This is a genomic window from Streptomyces sp. NPDC107581 (genome assembly GCF_055657175.1).
The window spans coordinates 205179-219709 of sequence record NZ_JBVKBH010000010.1 but is presented as its reverse complement, the minus strand read 5'-3'; the positions used below and the strand labels follow the sequence as shown (position 1 = coordinate 219709).

The following is a 14531-nucleotide window of genomic DNA, read 5'->3' as shown; positions in this document are numbered from 1 at the left end:
TGACCGGGCGTTCGCGATGTACTTGAAGTGGTTGCTCACCTCGACACCGCCGGTCGCCCTCCATCGGAGGAAGTGCAGATCGTCGACGATCAAGAGCTTCACATCACAGGAGAGCACGCAGTCCAGGGCGCGTTGGGCGAACTGGGCCGTGGTGCCGGTGGTGCGGCCGGGGTGGCCGAAGAACTCCAGCATCGCCCGGTTGAAGTCCTTCATTCCGGTGTTGCCGGTCAGGCCCACCCGGCAGACGGGGAGCCGTTCGTGCCCACCGGCCGTGAACGCGCCGCCTTCGGCGATCTCCCGGCGGTGGAAGTCCCGGGCGAAGGCCAGGACCGCGGTGGTCTTGCCGAGCGCGGGGAAGGCGTCGACCGCGACGGCGCCCTTGGCCTTGTCGCCGTCCTGGAGGTTGCTGTCGACAATGTCCCACAAGTCCTCGTGCAGCTCGGCCAGTTGCGGGGTGCGCAACGGGCCGAGGTTCGCGTGCCAGATCCGCCGGGCCTGGTCGTACTCGGCCCGCGCCCGCTCGCCCAGCGCCAAATACTGGCTGCGAGGCAGCAGTTCGGGCTGGACGCGCGTCTGTGCGTCCGCGAACGCTGCCCAGCCCTCCTTGCGTGACAGGGTCAGCGCGTCCAGGCGGTGGGTATCGCCCGGGGTCCAGGTGTTCTCGCTGGTCACGCGTCCTCCAGGGCGTCGGTGTAGAAGTCGCTGTCGTCTTCCAGCTCGACCAGCTCTGCGTCATCAGCCACGTCGTCGTCGCCCGCCTCGGGCACGGCCCCGGCCGCGGGCTGCGGCTCTGCCGCGTCGGGGAGTTCCATCAGGCGCCTCACGCTCGGCAACGTGGCGACGCTCTCCTCGGGCTCGGGCAGGTCCAGAGCCGCCTGTTCCCGGGCGAGCCGCAGCGCCATCCGGCGCTCGACCAGCGAGGTGCCAAGGCCCAGGTTCCACCGCTCGAACAGGTCCCGGACCGCGGCCTTGTCGTCGGGGAACCGGTCACGGGCCGCGGCCAGACGGCGCGCGAACTGCAGCGCCTCCTCGCTCACCGGCATATCCCGGCCCGGCGCGTGTTCCCAGGCCAGCGCGTGCCACCGGCGGTCGGCGGGATCGCGGAAGTAGACCGTGTTGATGTCGTCCGGGTTCACCGCGATCGGCCACTTGCCGTCCCGCTCACCGCTGAGCATGCCGCGGTAGGGGTCCAGGGCCGGGCCGTTGTAGCGGCGTGCGTCGAGGTCGATGCCGTAGTGCTGGATCTTGCGCCGCTGGACCCGCAGGAACTCAAACGCCAGGTCCGGATCGCGGGGCACCTCGATGTAACCGGCCCGGTTCAGCCCGTGCTCGAACATCGCCGCCGGCGACATCCGCAGCCCCGGCACCCCCGGGTCGACCAGCGAAGTGTGCGGCCTCACGTGATACACGCAGGCCACCCGCTCGCGGATGATCGCCTCAAGTTCGTGGAGGAAGAAGAACGCCTCCCCCTCCGGACGCTCGCCGCGCGAGTGCAGATCGGGGCCCTTGTAGCCGGGCAGGCCCTGCAGCAGGTCCCCGCGCAGGGTCAGAAAAAATCTCTCCAGCGGGCCCTTGTCCCGGCCCGTCCGCAGCCGGGCCGGCTGCACCGAGACCCCCAACCGGCGACAGACGCTGGTCAGATGCTCCGAGACGAACACCTTGCCGTGATCGACCAGCACCGTCTCCGGCACCAGCGCCGGCGACGCCGCCGAGCGCATCGGCCCCTCCAGCACGGTGGCCTCCACCAGCACCGACCTCGGGATGCCGTGCTCGGGCCAGACCGCATGCGCCGGCCAGTCCTCCCCCGCGGGCCGGGGCCGAAACGCCTGGTAGAGGGCGACGCTGGCATCCATGGCCTTCGTCGACACCGGGGTGATCCTGATCCCCAAGATGCAGCGGGTGTACCAGTCCATCGCGACGGTCAGCTCCGCCTGCAGCCACTGCAGCGTGACCGGGTCCAGCGCGAACACGTCCAGACGGTTGGTGTCCATCAGCAGGTACTCGCCCGGCCGGGTCGGCCGCAGCTTCCCGTAGACCCCGCCGGGCCGGGCGGCGATGTCCCGGTTCCGCTTCGTGGACAGCCGGAACGTCGGATGACGCCGCTCCAAGTCCTCCAGGAGACGGTAGGCCGTCGCCCGGCTGGGCAGGTCCTCCTCCTCCAACCCCCGGGCCAGCAGCCGGGCCCGGGTCCGCTCGATGACCATCTTGCGCGACGGCTTGGACTGCCCCGTGTGCTCGACCATCACCTCCAGCGCCGCCTCCGACCACGGCTCCGCGTTCCGGTGCCCGGACCGCGGCCCGCTGCGGGCCGGCACCAGTCCCGCCTCGCCGGCCTGGCGGAAGGCAGCCGCCCACCGCTTGACCGTACGCGCGGCCACCCCCAGCTCGGCCGCCTTCGCCTCGTACCGGCTCTCCAACGGCTGGCCCACCGTGTAGGCAGCGCGGGGCTCCCCCTCGGCCGCCAACTCCTCGCTGCCGCTGCGGAACCCCGTGAGCACCTCCCTCACGTGCGCGGCCCGCTCCAGCACCTGCTCCCGCTCGCCGGCGTCCAGGCGGGCCAGGCGGACGCGGATTCTGAGTACCTACAGGCCGTCGCCCTTGATGTGGCGCGCGGGGTTGAGCCCCTGCTCCATCAGGTCGACCGCCCAGACCATCGTCTGGACACCTTCGACCTTCGCCAGGCCCGGGGTGGGGCCGAGGCGGAAGGCACCGGGGATCGGCTTGCCGCTGGTGCTGTAGGGCAGGAAGTCCAGCGGAGAGCGGCCCGGCGAGGGATAGACGACGCAGTCGGACAGTACGGCGAGCGGGTACAGGCCGGTGAACTCCGCCGTCTTGAGCATTTTGCGGTGCATGTTGACCCTGGCCTTGGAGATGACGGCAGCCCGGATGTCCGGACGCCAGGTCGGACGCTCCAGCGCCGGCCAGCGGTCGCCGTCCTTGTAGTGCCGTCCCTGCGGCCGCTCACGCAGTTTGCCCACGCCGCCCTTGACAGTGGCCTTGACGGCCGCGAGGACGGCTGCCAGACCGGGGTCGACCTGCTTGTGCCGTTCCATCGCCGCCAGAAACTCGGTGTCGCTGAGGTCCTTGGTCACGCCCAGTTCCGCGAGGGTATCGACGTAGGCGATCTTGAGGCGGTCGTGCCACGGGTCCAGGTAGGCGCCGGTCTCCCGCCGCAGATACGCCTCGACGGGCTGGACGTTGTAGCCGAGTTCCTGTGCGTAGGCGACGGTGTGCGTCTGGTACCAGGCCGGGCCCTCCGGACGTCGGCCGGACGGTGTGAACGGGGAGGGCAGGCGCGCGTCCAGCTCGATGTGGGAAAGATTCACGAACCAGCTGCCGGGGACCTTCTTGTCGAACACCGGGAGCTTCACGTGTTCCGGGCCGGACAGCCCGACGACCAGGCGGGATGCGGCCGCGAGGAACGCCGTGTTCAGGTCCAGGCCGACCGCGAAGGGCAGCGAGACTTCCTCGCCGGTGAGCAGGTCGACGTCGCGCACCCACTGGTACGCCTCCTCGTCGAGGAACCCGCCGTTCCAGGCCGAGTTGACGACGACGGGGTGTTCCTGTGTGGCTTCCGGCGGTGCGGGGTCGACCGGCTCGCTTCCGAGCGAGCCGGGATTGTGGCTGGCGACCCAGTTGCCGGTCGCACTGTCCTGCACGGCCCGGGTCGGTGGGCGCAGCGCCGTCATCAGTTCCAGTCCCGACACGGCGGTCGACCCGCGCGGGGTGATGACTCGCCGGGCGTAGATACCCAGCACACGGGCGATGTCGGCCGGTTCCGCCTCGGCGACGCCCGGCCAGGCGCGGAAGTCCAGGGCGTCCCAGGACAGGACGGCGAGTTGCACGCACTGCCGCTTGCCCGCCTGGGCCGGGCGGTAGATCCGCGCCCACGGGCCGAACCCGCGCTGCGTCAGCTTCCACTTCGCCTTGGCGACCTGCTTGACGACCGGGTGGTCAGCCGGCAGTCGCAGGGAGCGGCGCTGCTCATGGCCCTCCAGCCGCTCCGGCAGCCCGAGCTTCACCGCAGCGGCCGCGGTGAGCACGATCAGCGGGTCGGAGTCCTTGCCCTTGCGGTGCAGCTTCGACGCACCCAGTCCCGACTCGCGCAGCGTCCACTCCACCAGGTCCGGAACGGTGGTCGCGGGGCAGTCCAGCACGATCCCGTCGACGCCGTACGCGCAACCGTCGCCGTCGAGGACCGCGAGCGGACCGTGCGGGTACGAGCCGCTACCGACGGGCTGTGCGGTGCGGCTGACGGCCGGACGGTTCGACGTCGACTGTGCGGGCCGTCCACCGGCCGGATGGTTCGGTGTCGGCTGCACAAAGCGGCCTGCGGGACCCTCGAGTTCCGCCCGCGGAGCCGGGGTTGCCGACGCGGTCGTTCCCGGGTCGGTCCCTTTCCTACCGGCGGTCCCCTCCGGAGCGGGCTGCGCCTGCGGCCTGGCCGGGGTGGGCGCGGGGATCGGGGCGGTACCGGAGTCCGGGTATTTCGCTGCCCAGCCTTGCAGCAGCCGCTGATATGCCTCCAGGCGCGGCGACTTCGGCTCGCTCCGGCCGTTCTCCCAGTTCTTCACCGACTGCGTCGTCGACTTCAGGGCCTGGGCCAGACGGGCCTGCGTGACACCGGCGGCCTCCCGCAGACGGGCGCGCTCCGCGGGGGGCGGGAGCTGCGGCTCCTCCTCCAGCAGCGCGTCGACCGACGCGAAGAGCTCTTCCTCTGATGCCATATACCTCTACCTCCACCCTGACACTAGCATGATTTAGCCCTTCATTTAACTCAATTACTTAACCCTTTCAGGGAAATTGAGTGAGGTGATGTCGACCGACCGGGCACGTGCGACACGGGCACCACATCCCGCCTCTGTGCGGTGCGGGCACGCCGGCACATCCAGTGGCGCGGGGCCGCTCCACACGCCGGGAGCGCACACATCTTGCCAGTGCCACACCGCAGTTCCGGGGTGGCCGTGAAGCCTTACCGATTGCTGACGACCACCCCGTACGGCGGCTGCCAAGTCCCGTCCGCGTCTAGCGTGATCGGTAAGCCCCCTGAGTACGACCGGTAGGCGTATGCCGCGCCGGACGTCAGTGCGGCTTCAGGGACCCCAAATGTCACTAGAAAGGCGAGAAGATGACTGTTGAGACACTTCCGGTGTGCGCCTATCCGGAATGCACCAATCCCCCCGCAGCGCCCACGCCCGCCGACCCGGCGCCCCGTTACTGCGCTCATCCCGAGCACAACGCCCTGGGAGCCTTCCGCAAGTTCCGTGCCAAGAGGCAGCAGCGCAAGGAAGAGAGGCGCCAGGCCGCCGAGGCCAAGAAGGCAGCCGAAGCGGCGGATCCCGTTCAGCCTCCCGCTCAGGCCTCAGCGCCATCACTGGTGGTCGAGACGCCCGACTCCGGGCTTTCCGAAGTCGAGGAGGCGACGGAAGTCGTGCAGGACGGGTCCGCGGCTCGCGACGCACTCGTAGCGCTCATGTCCAGGCTCGCCACAGACCTGCCCGCCTACATCGAAGAGCTGGCCATCATCACGGACTCAGCTGCCGCCGAGGCGCGCATCGAGACCGTGACCAAGGCCTCGGCTCAGCGAACCCTGGCCGCCGAGCAGCGCACCGCACTGGCGGAAGACGCCGCGGATTTGGCCGTCGCCCAGCTGGATGAGGCCATGCAGAGGTTCGAAGAAGAGACGCAGAGCATCCGCAAGGAAACCGCGCAGCAGGTGGCCGACGCCGAGTTCGTCCGTGCCGAGCTCGAACGCTACCGCGAGCGCGTCAGCCAGCTCGAGGACCGTCTCGACAAGGTTCGCGAGGAGGCTGACACGGCCCGCAGGGAACGCAGTGACCTCGCCCTGGAGATCGAGCGCCACCGTGCGGAGCACAGCGCGTAGGAAGACGCCTTCGGCGTTGCCACTCGCAGGTGGGGGCGGGCCTGGGAGCATGACCTGAGGCGTGGGGGCCACCCCAGGCCCGGCACCGTTGTCTGCGCCAGGTCCAAGTCCCCTCGTGTGGCGACGTGATGCTGAGTGCGATCGACGTGCAGGGACGTCCTGGAACCGCGCCGAGAAGTGATCGAGGGGCGGACCGGGTGCCCCGGGCGGGGCAGTTGTCCCCGCTCGGGGCGGCCACCCGCCGTGGCTGCGGCGCCGTCCGCTCGCTGGAGCTGTGGGTGACTTCGGTCTGCCAGGGACACCCATCAGGGACACTGAGAAGCAGTACGGAAGCGGTGACTGGTACGGGGAGGCACGATGGATTCGGCCGTGACGGGCCTGCTGGCTGCGGCGGTGGGCGTGGGCGGCACCCTGGGTTCGGCGTGGTTGACCCAGCGCCGCGGAGACACGTCCCGCCGCGAGGAGTGGGAACACCGCGAACGAACCCGACGCGCCGAACTGGCCACTCAGCAGACGGAGTCGGGCCGGGAGACCCGTCGAGCGGCGTACACGGAGTTCAACGCCGCCGCCCGCCACTACCTGGCGACCCTCAATGACCACGCCCACGTACTGCGCATCGGGCACAACCCTCAGGATTCACTGGCCACGGTCGAGGCGGCACGCGTGGACTACCGTCGCCAGTACGCCACGGCCCAGATGATCGTGCCGGACATCGTGCTGTCGGAGGTGGGAGAGGTCGATCGGGTCCTGGGCTCTGTCTACGGCATCCTGGCCCGCCTCACCCACGGCACGGCACGCGAGGGCGACGACATCGAGAACGTACGCGAGGCAATCAAGCAGGGCTGGCAAGACCTGTCCAGGATGCGCGCGATGATGCGTACGGATCTGGGAGTGACGAGGCCGTCTCACGAGTGAGCGCAGTTCCTTGGAGCACCGCATCGGCCCGGATCATCCTGACGACCGGTGAGATCGAGTTGCGCATGCGTCACGGGCACGAGGCGTTGTGTCGGCTCCTCGGCCGGCCCAGGACACGGCGGCTTCCGCCGACGCTGCCGCGGTGGCGCACCCAGAGCAACCGAGCCAAATCCGCGACGAGTTGAGAGATCTCGCCCCACACGCGCTCAGTGTCGATTGTCTTGAGCGCCGTTGATGTCGTCGGCCTCCAGAAGGTTCTTCAGGAATCGGCCGGGCGCTCCGAGGAAGGCGCGTGTCAGGCGCACGGGCAGGGCCTGGTCGAAGTCGACCCGCTCCAAGGTGCCTTCGTCGGAGATCTCCATGATTGTCGCGTCGGGGAGGGCGAGGAGAACCGGCGAATGTGTGGCCACGAGGAGCTGGCTTCCTTGTGCGGCAAGTTCGTGCATGCGGGCCAGGAGGGCGAGGCAACTCTGGACGGAGAGGGCGGCTTCAGGCTCGTCCAGCAGGTACAGCCCCGCAGGTCCGAAGCGGTGTGTGGCCAGGTCGAGAAACGATTCGCCGTGAGAGCGCTCGTGCGGGGACACCCCGCCGTAGGCCGGCAGCAGTGGTCGGCCTCCGGCCGTGTCGAGCCGTTCGATCTCACTCGCCACGTTGTAGTAGGACTCCGCCCGCAGGAAGAAGTCCGTACGGGGCTTCCGGATCCCCCAGGTCAGAATCAGGTGGTCGCCCAGTGCGGACTCGGTGGCACGGGTGGCGAACCGGAAGTTCCGACTGCCGCCCTCGGGATTGAACCCCGCGGCCACCGCGATCGCCTCGATCAGCGTCGACTTTCCCGCGCCGTTCTCACCCACCAGGAAGGTGACTCCCGGCGGCAGCGTGAGGGTGCCGGTACGGGCCAGCTGTCTCACGGCGGGAAGGCTGAAGGGGTACCGGGTGTCGTCGACGCCCGGGGCGAGCCGAATCTGCTGGATGAACCGGCCGTGAGCAGTGGTCATGGGGCACACACCACACCCGCATGCAGAGCCATGACCAGATACCTGCCGGGGCCCGAAAGTTCGCCGTCCATGGCCACGCGGGGCTCCCAACATGCCGACTGTGAAGAGTGAGGCTACGTTCCCGATCACGCTACCGGCCCCGACCGACAGTCTGGGTGAGGGGTGGCCTTCCAGCCAACCCGGGCACAGGCGCCCCGCCGCCGTCCGGCCGGGGCGACCTGGACGACCTGGACGACCGGGACGACCGGGACGACCGGGACGACCGGGACGACCGGGACGACCGGGGCGACCGGGGCGACCGGGGCGACCGGGGCGACCGGAAGCAGGGAATCCGGCTGAAGCGGGAGGATTCCGGCGATAGACTCCCGCATGTCAGTCGGGGCGCGCCGAGGGGGCCGACACGCGCGATGCGCGTGACGAGGGGGGACCATGCAGAGGTCGAACGCCATTGACGCCGAACGGATTCTTGCCATGGTCGACGCTTCGGCCGCCGTGGTGGCTCCGGAGGACCGAGAGGATCTGTTCGAGGAATTCGCGGAGGACCTGCGGGAGACCGGTCGTATCCCGGGGGACGATTCGGCCCCGCTGGACGATGCCGACGCCGGTATCGCCGACACCCATGTGTTCCTCGGCATCGGGCTCACCCTCCTCGGTCAGATCGCGGTCAAAGTCGTGTCGGTGGCGACCGACATGGCGGTCGAGCGCGGCATCCGGGAGGCCGTCGTCTTCGTGGTGAAGCTGCTCCGCGGGGACGAGGCGGGACAGCCCTCCGTGGACGATGTCGCGGAGGAGATCGCGCCCGGGCTGACCACGCCGGCGGAAGTCGACGAGGAGACGCTGCGCGTCATCGTGCGAGCGCAGCTGGAAGCGTGGGCCAGGGCCGAGAACCGGTCGTCCGACCGGGCATAGCGGCGTGGAGACGGCATCCGGCCGCGCCCCGGGCGCGGCCGAGGCGGTTGTCCTGTGTCGGTCGCGCCAGACGCGCTCGCTCATCCACGCCCTCCGTCTGCTGTGGGCAGTCCTGTTCGCCCCCTTCGTTCTCTTCTCCCTGGTCGTGGTGACCATCGGTCAGGAGGGCGACGATCCGGTCTCTCATCCCGTCGGTGTCCTGCTCTTCGGCATCGCGGCCGGATTGCTGCCCGTGGCGGTCGTGCTGGTGGGGATGCTTCAGGTCTGGGCCAGGCATTCGTACAGCCACCGTCACAGCGGCACGAAATACCGTCCCGTGGTGTGGTCCGACCCGGGCTGGTCACGCGTGCGCGCGGTGTTCGTCTCGGCCGGGCTGGATCCGGAACACCTGCGTGCGCTGAGTTTCTGGGACCGCAAGGGAAACCTGCGGGCGCGTCATATCGCCCGCCCGTCGCCGGGTCGGTTGGGCCGGATGAACGACTGGACCGTGCCTCGTAACGGGGCTCTGTCCGCGCTGGGCGGGGTCGTCGGGATCGTCGCGGCGGTCTTCCAGAACCGGATCACGGAATTCACCGACACTCCGGCATTCATGGTGTTCCTCGTCTGTGCCGTGACCGCCATGCTCCCCGTCGCCTGGATACACGGTTCCCGGCAGGTCCGGCTGAACCTGAGGGATCCGGACACCGTCGTGTTCATTCCCATGGAATGGCGGCCACTGCTGCGTCACGACGAGAAGACCACGGTCCGGCTGCTGCACGAGGTCTCGCATGTGCAGCACGACGACCCTGGCAAGCGACGCTTGCTGACCGTATGCCCCGGTGTCGGGAAGTGCCTGGCCTTTCTCAACGTGGCAACGGTCTCTTCGCTGACCGCAAACCTGCTGGTCGTCGGCGTGAGCTCGGTCATCGTCGTCACACTGGGCGTCATGAGCGTACGGCGTGCGGCACGGCTCGTCCCGCTCGTTCAGGAGCTGCGCGCGGATTCCGAAGCGTGCCGGGACGCCGTCACCACGTCTCACATGACGGAATTCCTCCAGGAACTGCAGGACAAGCACCCGAGCGCGGAGAAGCGGCTCCGGCTCGCGTCACTCGCCGATGACTCGCTGGTACCCGCACTGAGGAAACGGCTGATCATTACGACTGCGATGGCCGCAGGCTACGTTCTGCCCATCGTCATCACCGCGGTGTGTGAGCTCACGGGCATTCTCACGATTTCGATTCAATGAGCCTTTTCAGAGGGGCCACTGATCGAGTGATGGCTGGGCCGAAGCACGCTGGTTGTCACGTAGGCAGGCTTGCTGTCGCTGTCGCTGTGGCCGGGGCTGCATGCGTTGGACTTGACCAGCTGAACACCGGTGCCACCGAAGCTGGTTGAGGCGGCCAGGAGTTGTCAGTGGCTGGTGAGAGGATCACTGGCATGGTTTTCGTACGTACTACTCCGCCGCGGCCCGTGGACGTGACCGCGGTCTTTCCCGAGCTGGCACCGTTGGCACGTCCTGCGATTCGGCTGCACCCTCGCCCCGGGTCGCCTTCGGTCGGGGAGAGCTCGGTCGGGGGGCCGTTGCTGTGGCCGGTGGAGGAGCCGTGGCCACACTGCGAAGCCTCGCACCTGCACGTGGACAGCGGGTTCCGCGAGTCGCCGGCCGACGTGCGGCTCATGAGGCGCATGCAGGTCCGATGGCACGGCGATCACGATGGTCCTGGGATGACGCCCGAGGAGGCGGCGATCAAGGAACGGAACGCCGCGAGGCTCGCGGAGCGGCTCGACGCTGGCCCTCCGCCCGCGGACTGCCCGGTCCCCATGCTGCCCGTGGCCCAGCTGTATCTGCGTGACATACCCCTGTTGCGGCCGCCCGGACGGGCCGATCTGCTCCAGGTCCTATGGTGCCCCTACGACCACGATCCGCATCACAAGCCGTCGACCGCACTGTTCTGGCGGTCCGCCGCCGAGGTCGTCGACATCCTCGCCACACCGCCCGAACCGTACGAGGTGAACTGGCAGGGATATGTGCCGGAGCCGTGCGTGCTCGCACCGGAAGCGATCATCGATTACCCCGCCAGCCTCGATCTGAGCCCGCAGATGCGGCTGATGGTGGAGGACCGGGGCAGATGGCAGGCGGCGGGCGTCGACGTGGACAGCTCCGAGCACGCGGACTGTCCGCGGGACTTCCATGACGTCCATCTGGCGGACGCGCCCGGCTGGAAGGTCGGCGGCTGGCCCCCGTGGGGCCGCACCGACCCCAACCCCCGGTACTGCACTGTCTGCGATGTGCAGATGGCCCCGCTGCTGACCATCGCCTCCCGCGAATGGGACGGCGGCGAGGGACACAGCTGGGCACCTTGCGAAGACCAGGCCGCCGCCAACACAGCTGGTCATTGCTGTGGCCAGAGCCCGTCGCGGCCGACCAAGGTCGAAGTCGGCAGCACCGACAACATGCAGATCTACATCTGCCCCATCTCCCCCGAGCATCCGCACACCGACCTGATCCAATGAGCTGCCGGGCCTGTCACGCACCCTCCCGCAGCCTGTGGCAGAAGTGCCGCCGCGCCAGGGTGCGTGACAGGCTGTTCGCCTCACGGCGGCGGGACCCGCAACGCACGAAGCTCCTGTGCCGTTGGGGGAGGTGTTCGAAGTCCCAACCCGTCGGCACAGGAGCCTCGTTGGTTCCCCATCCTGCCGCACTCGACCTGCCGCACGCCCTGGTTGAGTGGGTCACCATGCTCATCGTCACCCGTGAGGGTGACCGCCGCTGCAAGCTCCCACCGCGCCAGCGCGCGCTGGTCGCCTTGGTGTACCTGCGCAAGCACGACACCCTCGCGCAGATCGCCGCCGGCTTCGGCATCTCGGTGGGCACCGCCCACGCCTACGCCCACACCGTGGTCGACCTGCTCGCGGTGCGGGCACCTGGCCTGCTCAAAGTCCTGCGGGAAGCCGACCCGGACTTCGTCCTGCTCGACGGCACCCTCGCCGCATGCGACCGCCTGGGCGATGGCCGGGCCGACTACTCCGCCAAGCACCGACGCCACGGCGTGAACGTCCAGATCGTGACCGACCCAGCCGGCCGGGTTCTGTGGTTTTCACCCGCCCTGCCAGGCCGTACCCACGACCTGACCGCGGCCCGCACCCACCGGATCATCCGGATCTGCGAACGCCAGGGCATCCCGGTCCTCGCCGACCGCGCCTACCTTGGAGCTGGCCCCTGGGTGACAACACCGGTCAGACGCCCACCCGGTCGTGACCTGTCACCGACCCAGCGCACCGTCAACCGCGCGCTCTCGGCAACACGGGCACCGGTCGAACGGGGCGTGGCCCGCCTGAAGTCCTGGCGGATCTTCCACCACGCACGCTGCAGCCCAAATCGAATGTCGTCAATCGCGGCTGCGGTGCTCACCCTGGAGCGGCAACGCTGAAAGAGCTCAATCGCCCGGGCATCGTGAGCAGACCGCGGTCCCCAGCGAGGAGCAGCACGGCCGTTGCCGCCCGGGCGCGGTGACCGGACCACCGCGACGGTCCAGCGACGTACTGCCCAGCTGTAGTGGGCAGGGCACGCGCACGGCTTCTCAGGCTTCAGGAACCGAGTCGTTCCCTGTCCCCCATCAGTACGACGGGGTGCTGCGCGGGATCCAGGGTGCGCAGCAGGGTCCTCATACCGTCCGCCGGAACGGTGACGCAGGCCGATGTGCCGTCGCCGTGGTCCGTGTGCAGCCAGATTCCGCCGCCCCTTTCGACTCCGTCGGGGCGGCTCCAGTCGAAGGGGGGAGCGCCCTTGAGCCGGTTGTAGTCGATGGCGATGACGTAGTCGAAGTCATGGGCGTGGGCTTCGTCCGGGTTCAGCATGGACGCGTAGGCGTTGTCGTCCTGCCAGTACTCCAGTCGGCTCCCGGGGTCCGCGAGCGTGCCTCCCGCGTCCGTGAGGGTGAACACGCCGACGGGACTGCGCTCGTCGTCCATGTGGTGGTCCGTCGTCCAGCCCGCCTTACCGTTGTGCGCGGGCCAGCTTGCCGTTCGCTCCCAGGTCGACCCCCGCTTCTGGTAGAGAACGGCGAGGCTGTCGGGTGAGTCCCAGCGCTCGCCGTAGACGACCACCGCCTGGCTGGTACTGGCCGGTACCTGCCCCCACATCCGGTCTCCGACGCCCGGAAGGCGAGTGCCCACGGCCTCGCCGGGAGAGGCGGACGCGGCACCCGGTGCACCGCCGGGGACCTTCCGCTCGGTCCCGTGGCCGCACCCCGTCCCGGCCGCCAGCAGGACGCCGCAGGCCAGCGCCGTGCATATGGCATGGCGTACACCGCCGCGCTGCGTCGGCCGACGGGAGGACGGGGTCTGCGTGAATATCTGCATGACCAGGATCTTGTGGCGAGACGGACGCCACCCGCATCCGGACGCGGCATCCGGCCCAATGCGTCATCCCGGACGGCTCATCAGGAGTGCCGCCGTTTCCCGACGGCTGCGGGGAACAGGGCAGTTGTCCGGCCCGGGAGCATCCGGGAGCGCGGCACACTCCTGCGCGGCGGGGCCCGACCCGTCAGGCAGGGCTGAGCGGATGTGCCGCTGTGGTGGAGCGCGGCGGCCAGGAGTGCGGAGAGAGGATGCCGAGCACGTAGGCCCGGGCCACCAGCGCCGGGCGGGTGGCGACTCCCAGGAGGTGCCGCAGGCGGCTCAGGTGGTAGTCGACGGTCTGCCGCGAGAGGTGCAGCGCTGTGGCGATGTCCGCATTGCTGTGCCCGGCGGCCAGCAGGGCGAGTATGCGCACCTGGGCGGCCGTCAGCGGTGGGTGCGCCTCGTGGCTCAGGCCGAGCCGGGTGATGACCGCCCAGACACCGGGCACGTGTTCCGCGGCGCGGTGTACGACGCTCAGGTGGATCCAGGCTCGGCGCATGCGGCGGTCCCCGTCGACGAGCACGGCGCTGGTGCGCGCGCTTCTGCGCCGGCCGGCGATGAGCTCGTCCCAGATCCGGTGCAGTGCCGTCCGTTCGGGCGTTTCGGCCAGCAGGGTGTCGGCGGGCGATCCGACGAGGTCGCCCATACGGACGCGCAGCAGCTCGGCGACGGCGGCGCCCGCCTCTCTGACCACTCCGTCGGCGGACAGGCGCAGGCAGGCGAGGCCGCTGTGGTCCCGCAGCGCCCGCAGGTCCGCCTCGGCCTGACGCCGTTGGTCCAGGGCACGGGTGTAGTCGGTGATGTCGACGTAGATGCCCGCCACGCAGCGCAGCGAGCCCCAGCGGACGGGGAAGCGGTAACCGGCCACGTGCCCGGAAGCACCGTCCGCTCGCCGGTAGACGAGGGTGTGCCGCACGGAGTGCCCGCCGGTGAGGACCTCCTCGTCGAGGGCGCGGAAGCGCGCCGCGTCATCGGGTCCGTCGACCTCGGCGAGGTGCCGGCCGATCAGGGTGTCGCGCGTGGTTCCGTACAGGTGGGCGTAGGCGTGGTTGGCCCAGACGTAGCGGCCGTCGGCGTCGCGGACGAAGACCGCGGCCGGGCTCAGGTCGGCGAAGGACGCGTACGGTCCCGTCCCGGCCGCCACGCCGCCCACCTCGACCGCGACTCCCCTGCTGCGGCGGCAGGGCGTGCCTTCTGACTGGGCCGGCCAGTTGACGTCGAACGTGCGGCCTTCGAAGCGCGCCTGGTAGGGGCCGTCGCCGGGTAAGGGTGACGGACCGCCGTGATCGGCGCACAGGGCCCGCAGGAAGCGGCGGGCAGTGCGCTCGTCGGCGAAGGCGCCGCCCCCGCTCTCGACCAGCTCCGAGCCGCCGTCCGCTTCCCACCAGGACACCGGGAGGGGCGCGAGCAGCGTCTTGAAATCGGCCTCGTCCACGAGTCAACTCCTT

General features: G+C 69.7%; 11 protein-coding genes and 1 pseudogene. 6 read left to right on the top strand and 6 right to left on the bottom strand.

Annotation, left to right across the window (positions count from 1 at the left end; genetic code table 11):
* Positions 1-69: 69 nt before the first annotated feature.
* From ACZ7P3_RS26040 to tap, 3 genes and pseudogenes are all read right to left on the bottom strand, one after another.
* Positions 70-672, bottom strand: a pseudogene (locus tag ACZ7P3_RS26040) (AAA family ATPase); the annotation flags it as partial.
* Entirely contained in the window at positions 669-2507 is a 1839-nt protein-coding gene (locus ACZ7P3_RS26035) for a helix-turn-helix domain-containing protein (RefSeq protein ID WP_472085456.1), read from the bottom strand. The pseudogene ACZ7P3_RS26040 and the gene ACZ7P3_RS26035, both read right to left, overlap by 4 nt.
* 75 nt (positions 2508-2582) lie before the next feature.
* Positions 2583-4727 carry a telomere-associated protein Tap gene (tap, locus tag ACZ7P3_RS26030; RefSeq protein WP_472085455.1) on the bottom strand — a complete coding sequence of 715 codons (2145 nt, stop codon included), beginning with the start codon at positions 4725-4727 and terminating at the stop codon, positions 2583-2585.
* 401 nt (positions 4728-5128) lie between these two features.
* Here tap and ACZ7P3_RS26025 point away from each other — a divergent pair, with 401 nt between their 5' ends.
* The gene (locus ACZ7P3_RS26025) at positions 5129-5884 is read left to right on the top strand and encodes a hypothetical protein (RefSeq protein WP_472085454.1); all 756 of its coding nucleotides are present in this window, start codon (positions 5129-5131) and stop codon (positions 5882-5884) included.
* Positions 5885-6241: 357 nt separating this feature from the next.
* A complete protein-coding gene (locus ACZ7P3_RS26020; RefSeq protein WP_472085453.1) occupies positions 6242-6799 on the top strand; it encodes a hypothetical protein in 558 nt (185 codons plus the stop codon).
* 206 nt (positions 6800-7005) lie between these two features.
* Here ACZ7P3_RS26020 and ACZ7P3_RS26015 read toward each other — a convergent pair whose 3' ends face one another.
* Positions 7006-7794: an AAA family ATPase gene (locus ACZ7P3_RS26015; RefSeq protein WP_472085452.1), complete on the bottom strand. Its 789-nt coding sequence runs from the start codon at positions 7792-7794 to the stop codon at positions 7006-7008.
* A 429-nt stretch (positions 7795-8223) separates the two neighbouring features.
* Here ACZ7P3_RS26015 and ACZ7P3_RS26010 point away from each other — a divergent pair, with 429 nt between their 5' ends.
* The 4 genes from ACZ7P3_RS26010 (at position 8224) to ACZ7P3_RS25995 (ending at position 12113) form a co-directional block, all read left to right on the top strand.
* The gene (locus ACZ7P3_RS26010) at positions 8224-8703 is read left to right on the top strand and encodes a hypothetical protein (RefSeq protein ID WP_472085451.1); all 480 of its coding nucleotides are present in this window, start codon (positions 8224-8226) and stop codon (positions 8701-8703) included.
* Positions 8704-8707: 4 nt separating this feature from the next.
* On the top strand, positions 8708-9928 hold the full coding sequence (locus ACZ7P3_RS26005; protein WP_472085450.1) for a hypothetical protein: 1221 nt from the start codon (positions 8708-8710) through the stop codon (positions 9926-9928).
* Between the two features lie 191 nt (positions 9929-10119).
* Positions 10120-11196 carry a hypothetical protein gene (locus ACZ7P3_RS26000; RefSeq protein WP_472085449.1) on the top strand — a complete coding sequence of 359 codons (1077 nt, stop codon included), beginning with the start codon at positions 10120-10122 and terminating at the stop codon, positions 11194-11196.
* Between the two features lie 167 nt (positions 11197-11363).
* Positions 11364-12113, top strand: a complete 750-nt coding sequence (locus ACZ7P3_RS25995) for a transposase (protein WP_472085448.1) — start codon at positions 11364-11366, stop codon at positions 12111-12113.
* A 157-nt stretch (positions 12114-12270) separates the two neighbouring features.
* Here ACZ7P3_RS25995 and ACZ7P3_RS25990 read toward each other — a convergent pair whose 3' ends face one another.
* Together ACZ7P3_RS25990 and ACZ7P3_RS25985 are read right to left on the bottom strand one after the other, a co-directional pair.
* Positions 12271-13044, bottom strand: coding sequence for a hypothetical protein (locus ACZ7P3_RS25990; RefSeq protein WP_472085447.1), 774 nt, complete (start codon positions 13042-13044; stop codon positions 12271-12273).
* A 184-nt stretch (positions 13045-13228) separates the two neighbouring features.
* A complete protein-coding gene (locus ACZ7P3_RS25985) occupies positions 13229-14518 on the bottom strand; it encodes a PAS domain-containing protein (RefSeq protein WP_472085446.1) in 1290 nt (429 codons plus the stop codon).
* Positions 14519-14531 lie beyond the last annotated feature (13 nt).

Excerpts from the sequence above, each read along its gene's own strand:
- tap (WP_472085455.1), bottom strand. The coding sequence starts at position 4,727 with ATGGCATCAGAGGAAGAGCTCTTCGCGTCGGTCGACGCGCTGCTGGAG.
- ACZ7P3_RS26025 (WP_472085454.1), top strand. The coding sequence starts at position 5,129 with ATGACTGTTGAGACACTTCCGGTGTGCGCCTATCCGGAATGCACCAAT.
- ACZ7P3_RS26020 (WP_472085453.1), top strand. The coding sequence starts at position 6,242 with ATGGATTCGGCCGTGACGGGCCTGCTGGCTGCGGCGGTGGGCGTGGGC.
- ACZ7P3_RS26015 (WP_472085452.1), bottom strand. The coding sequence starts at position 7,794 with ATGACCACTGCTCACGGCCGGTTCATCCAGCAGATTCGGCTCGCCCCG.
- ACZ7P3_RS26010 (WP_472085451.1), top strand. The coding sequence starts at position 8,224 with ATGCAGAGGTCGAACGCCATTGACGCCGAACGGATTCTTGCCATGGTC.
- ACZ7P3_RS26000 (WP_472085449.1), top strand. The coding sequence starts at position 10,120 with ATGGTTTTCGTACGTACTACTCCGCCGCGGCCCGTGGACGTGACCGCG.
- ACZ7P3_RS25990 (WP_472085447.1), bottom strand. The coding sequence starts at position 13,044 with ATGCAGATATTCACGCAGACCCCGTCCTCCCGTCGGCCGACGCAGCGC.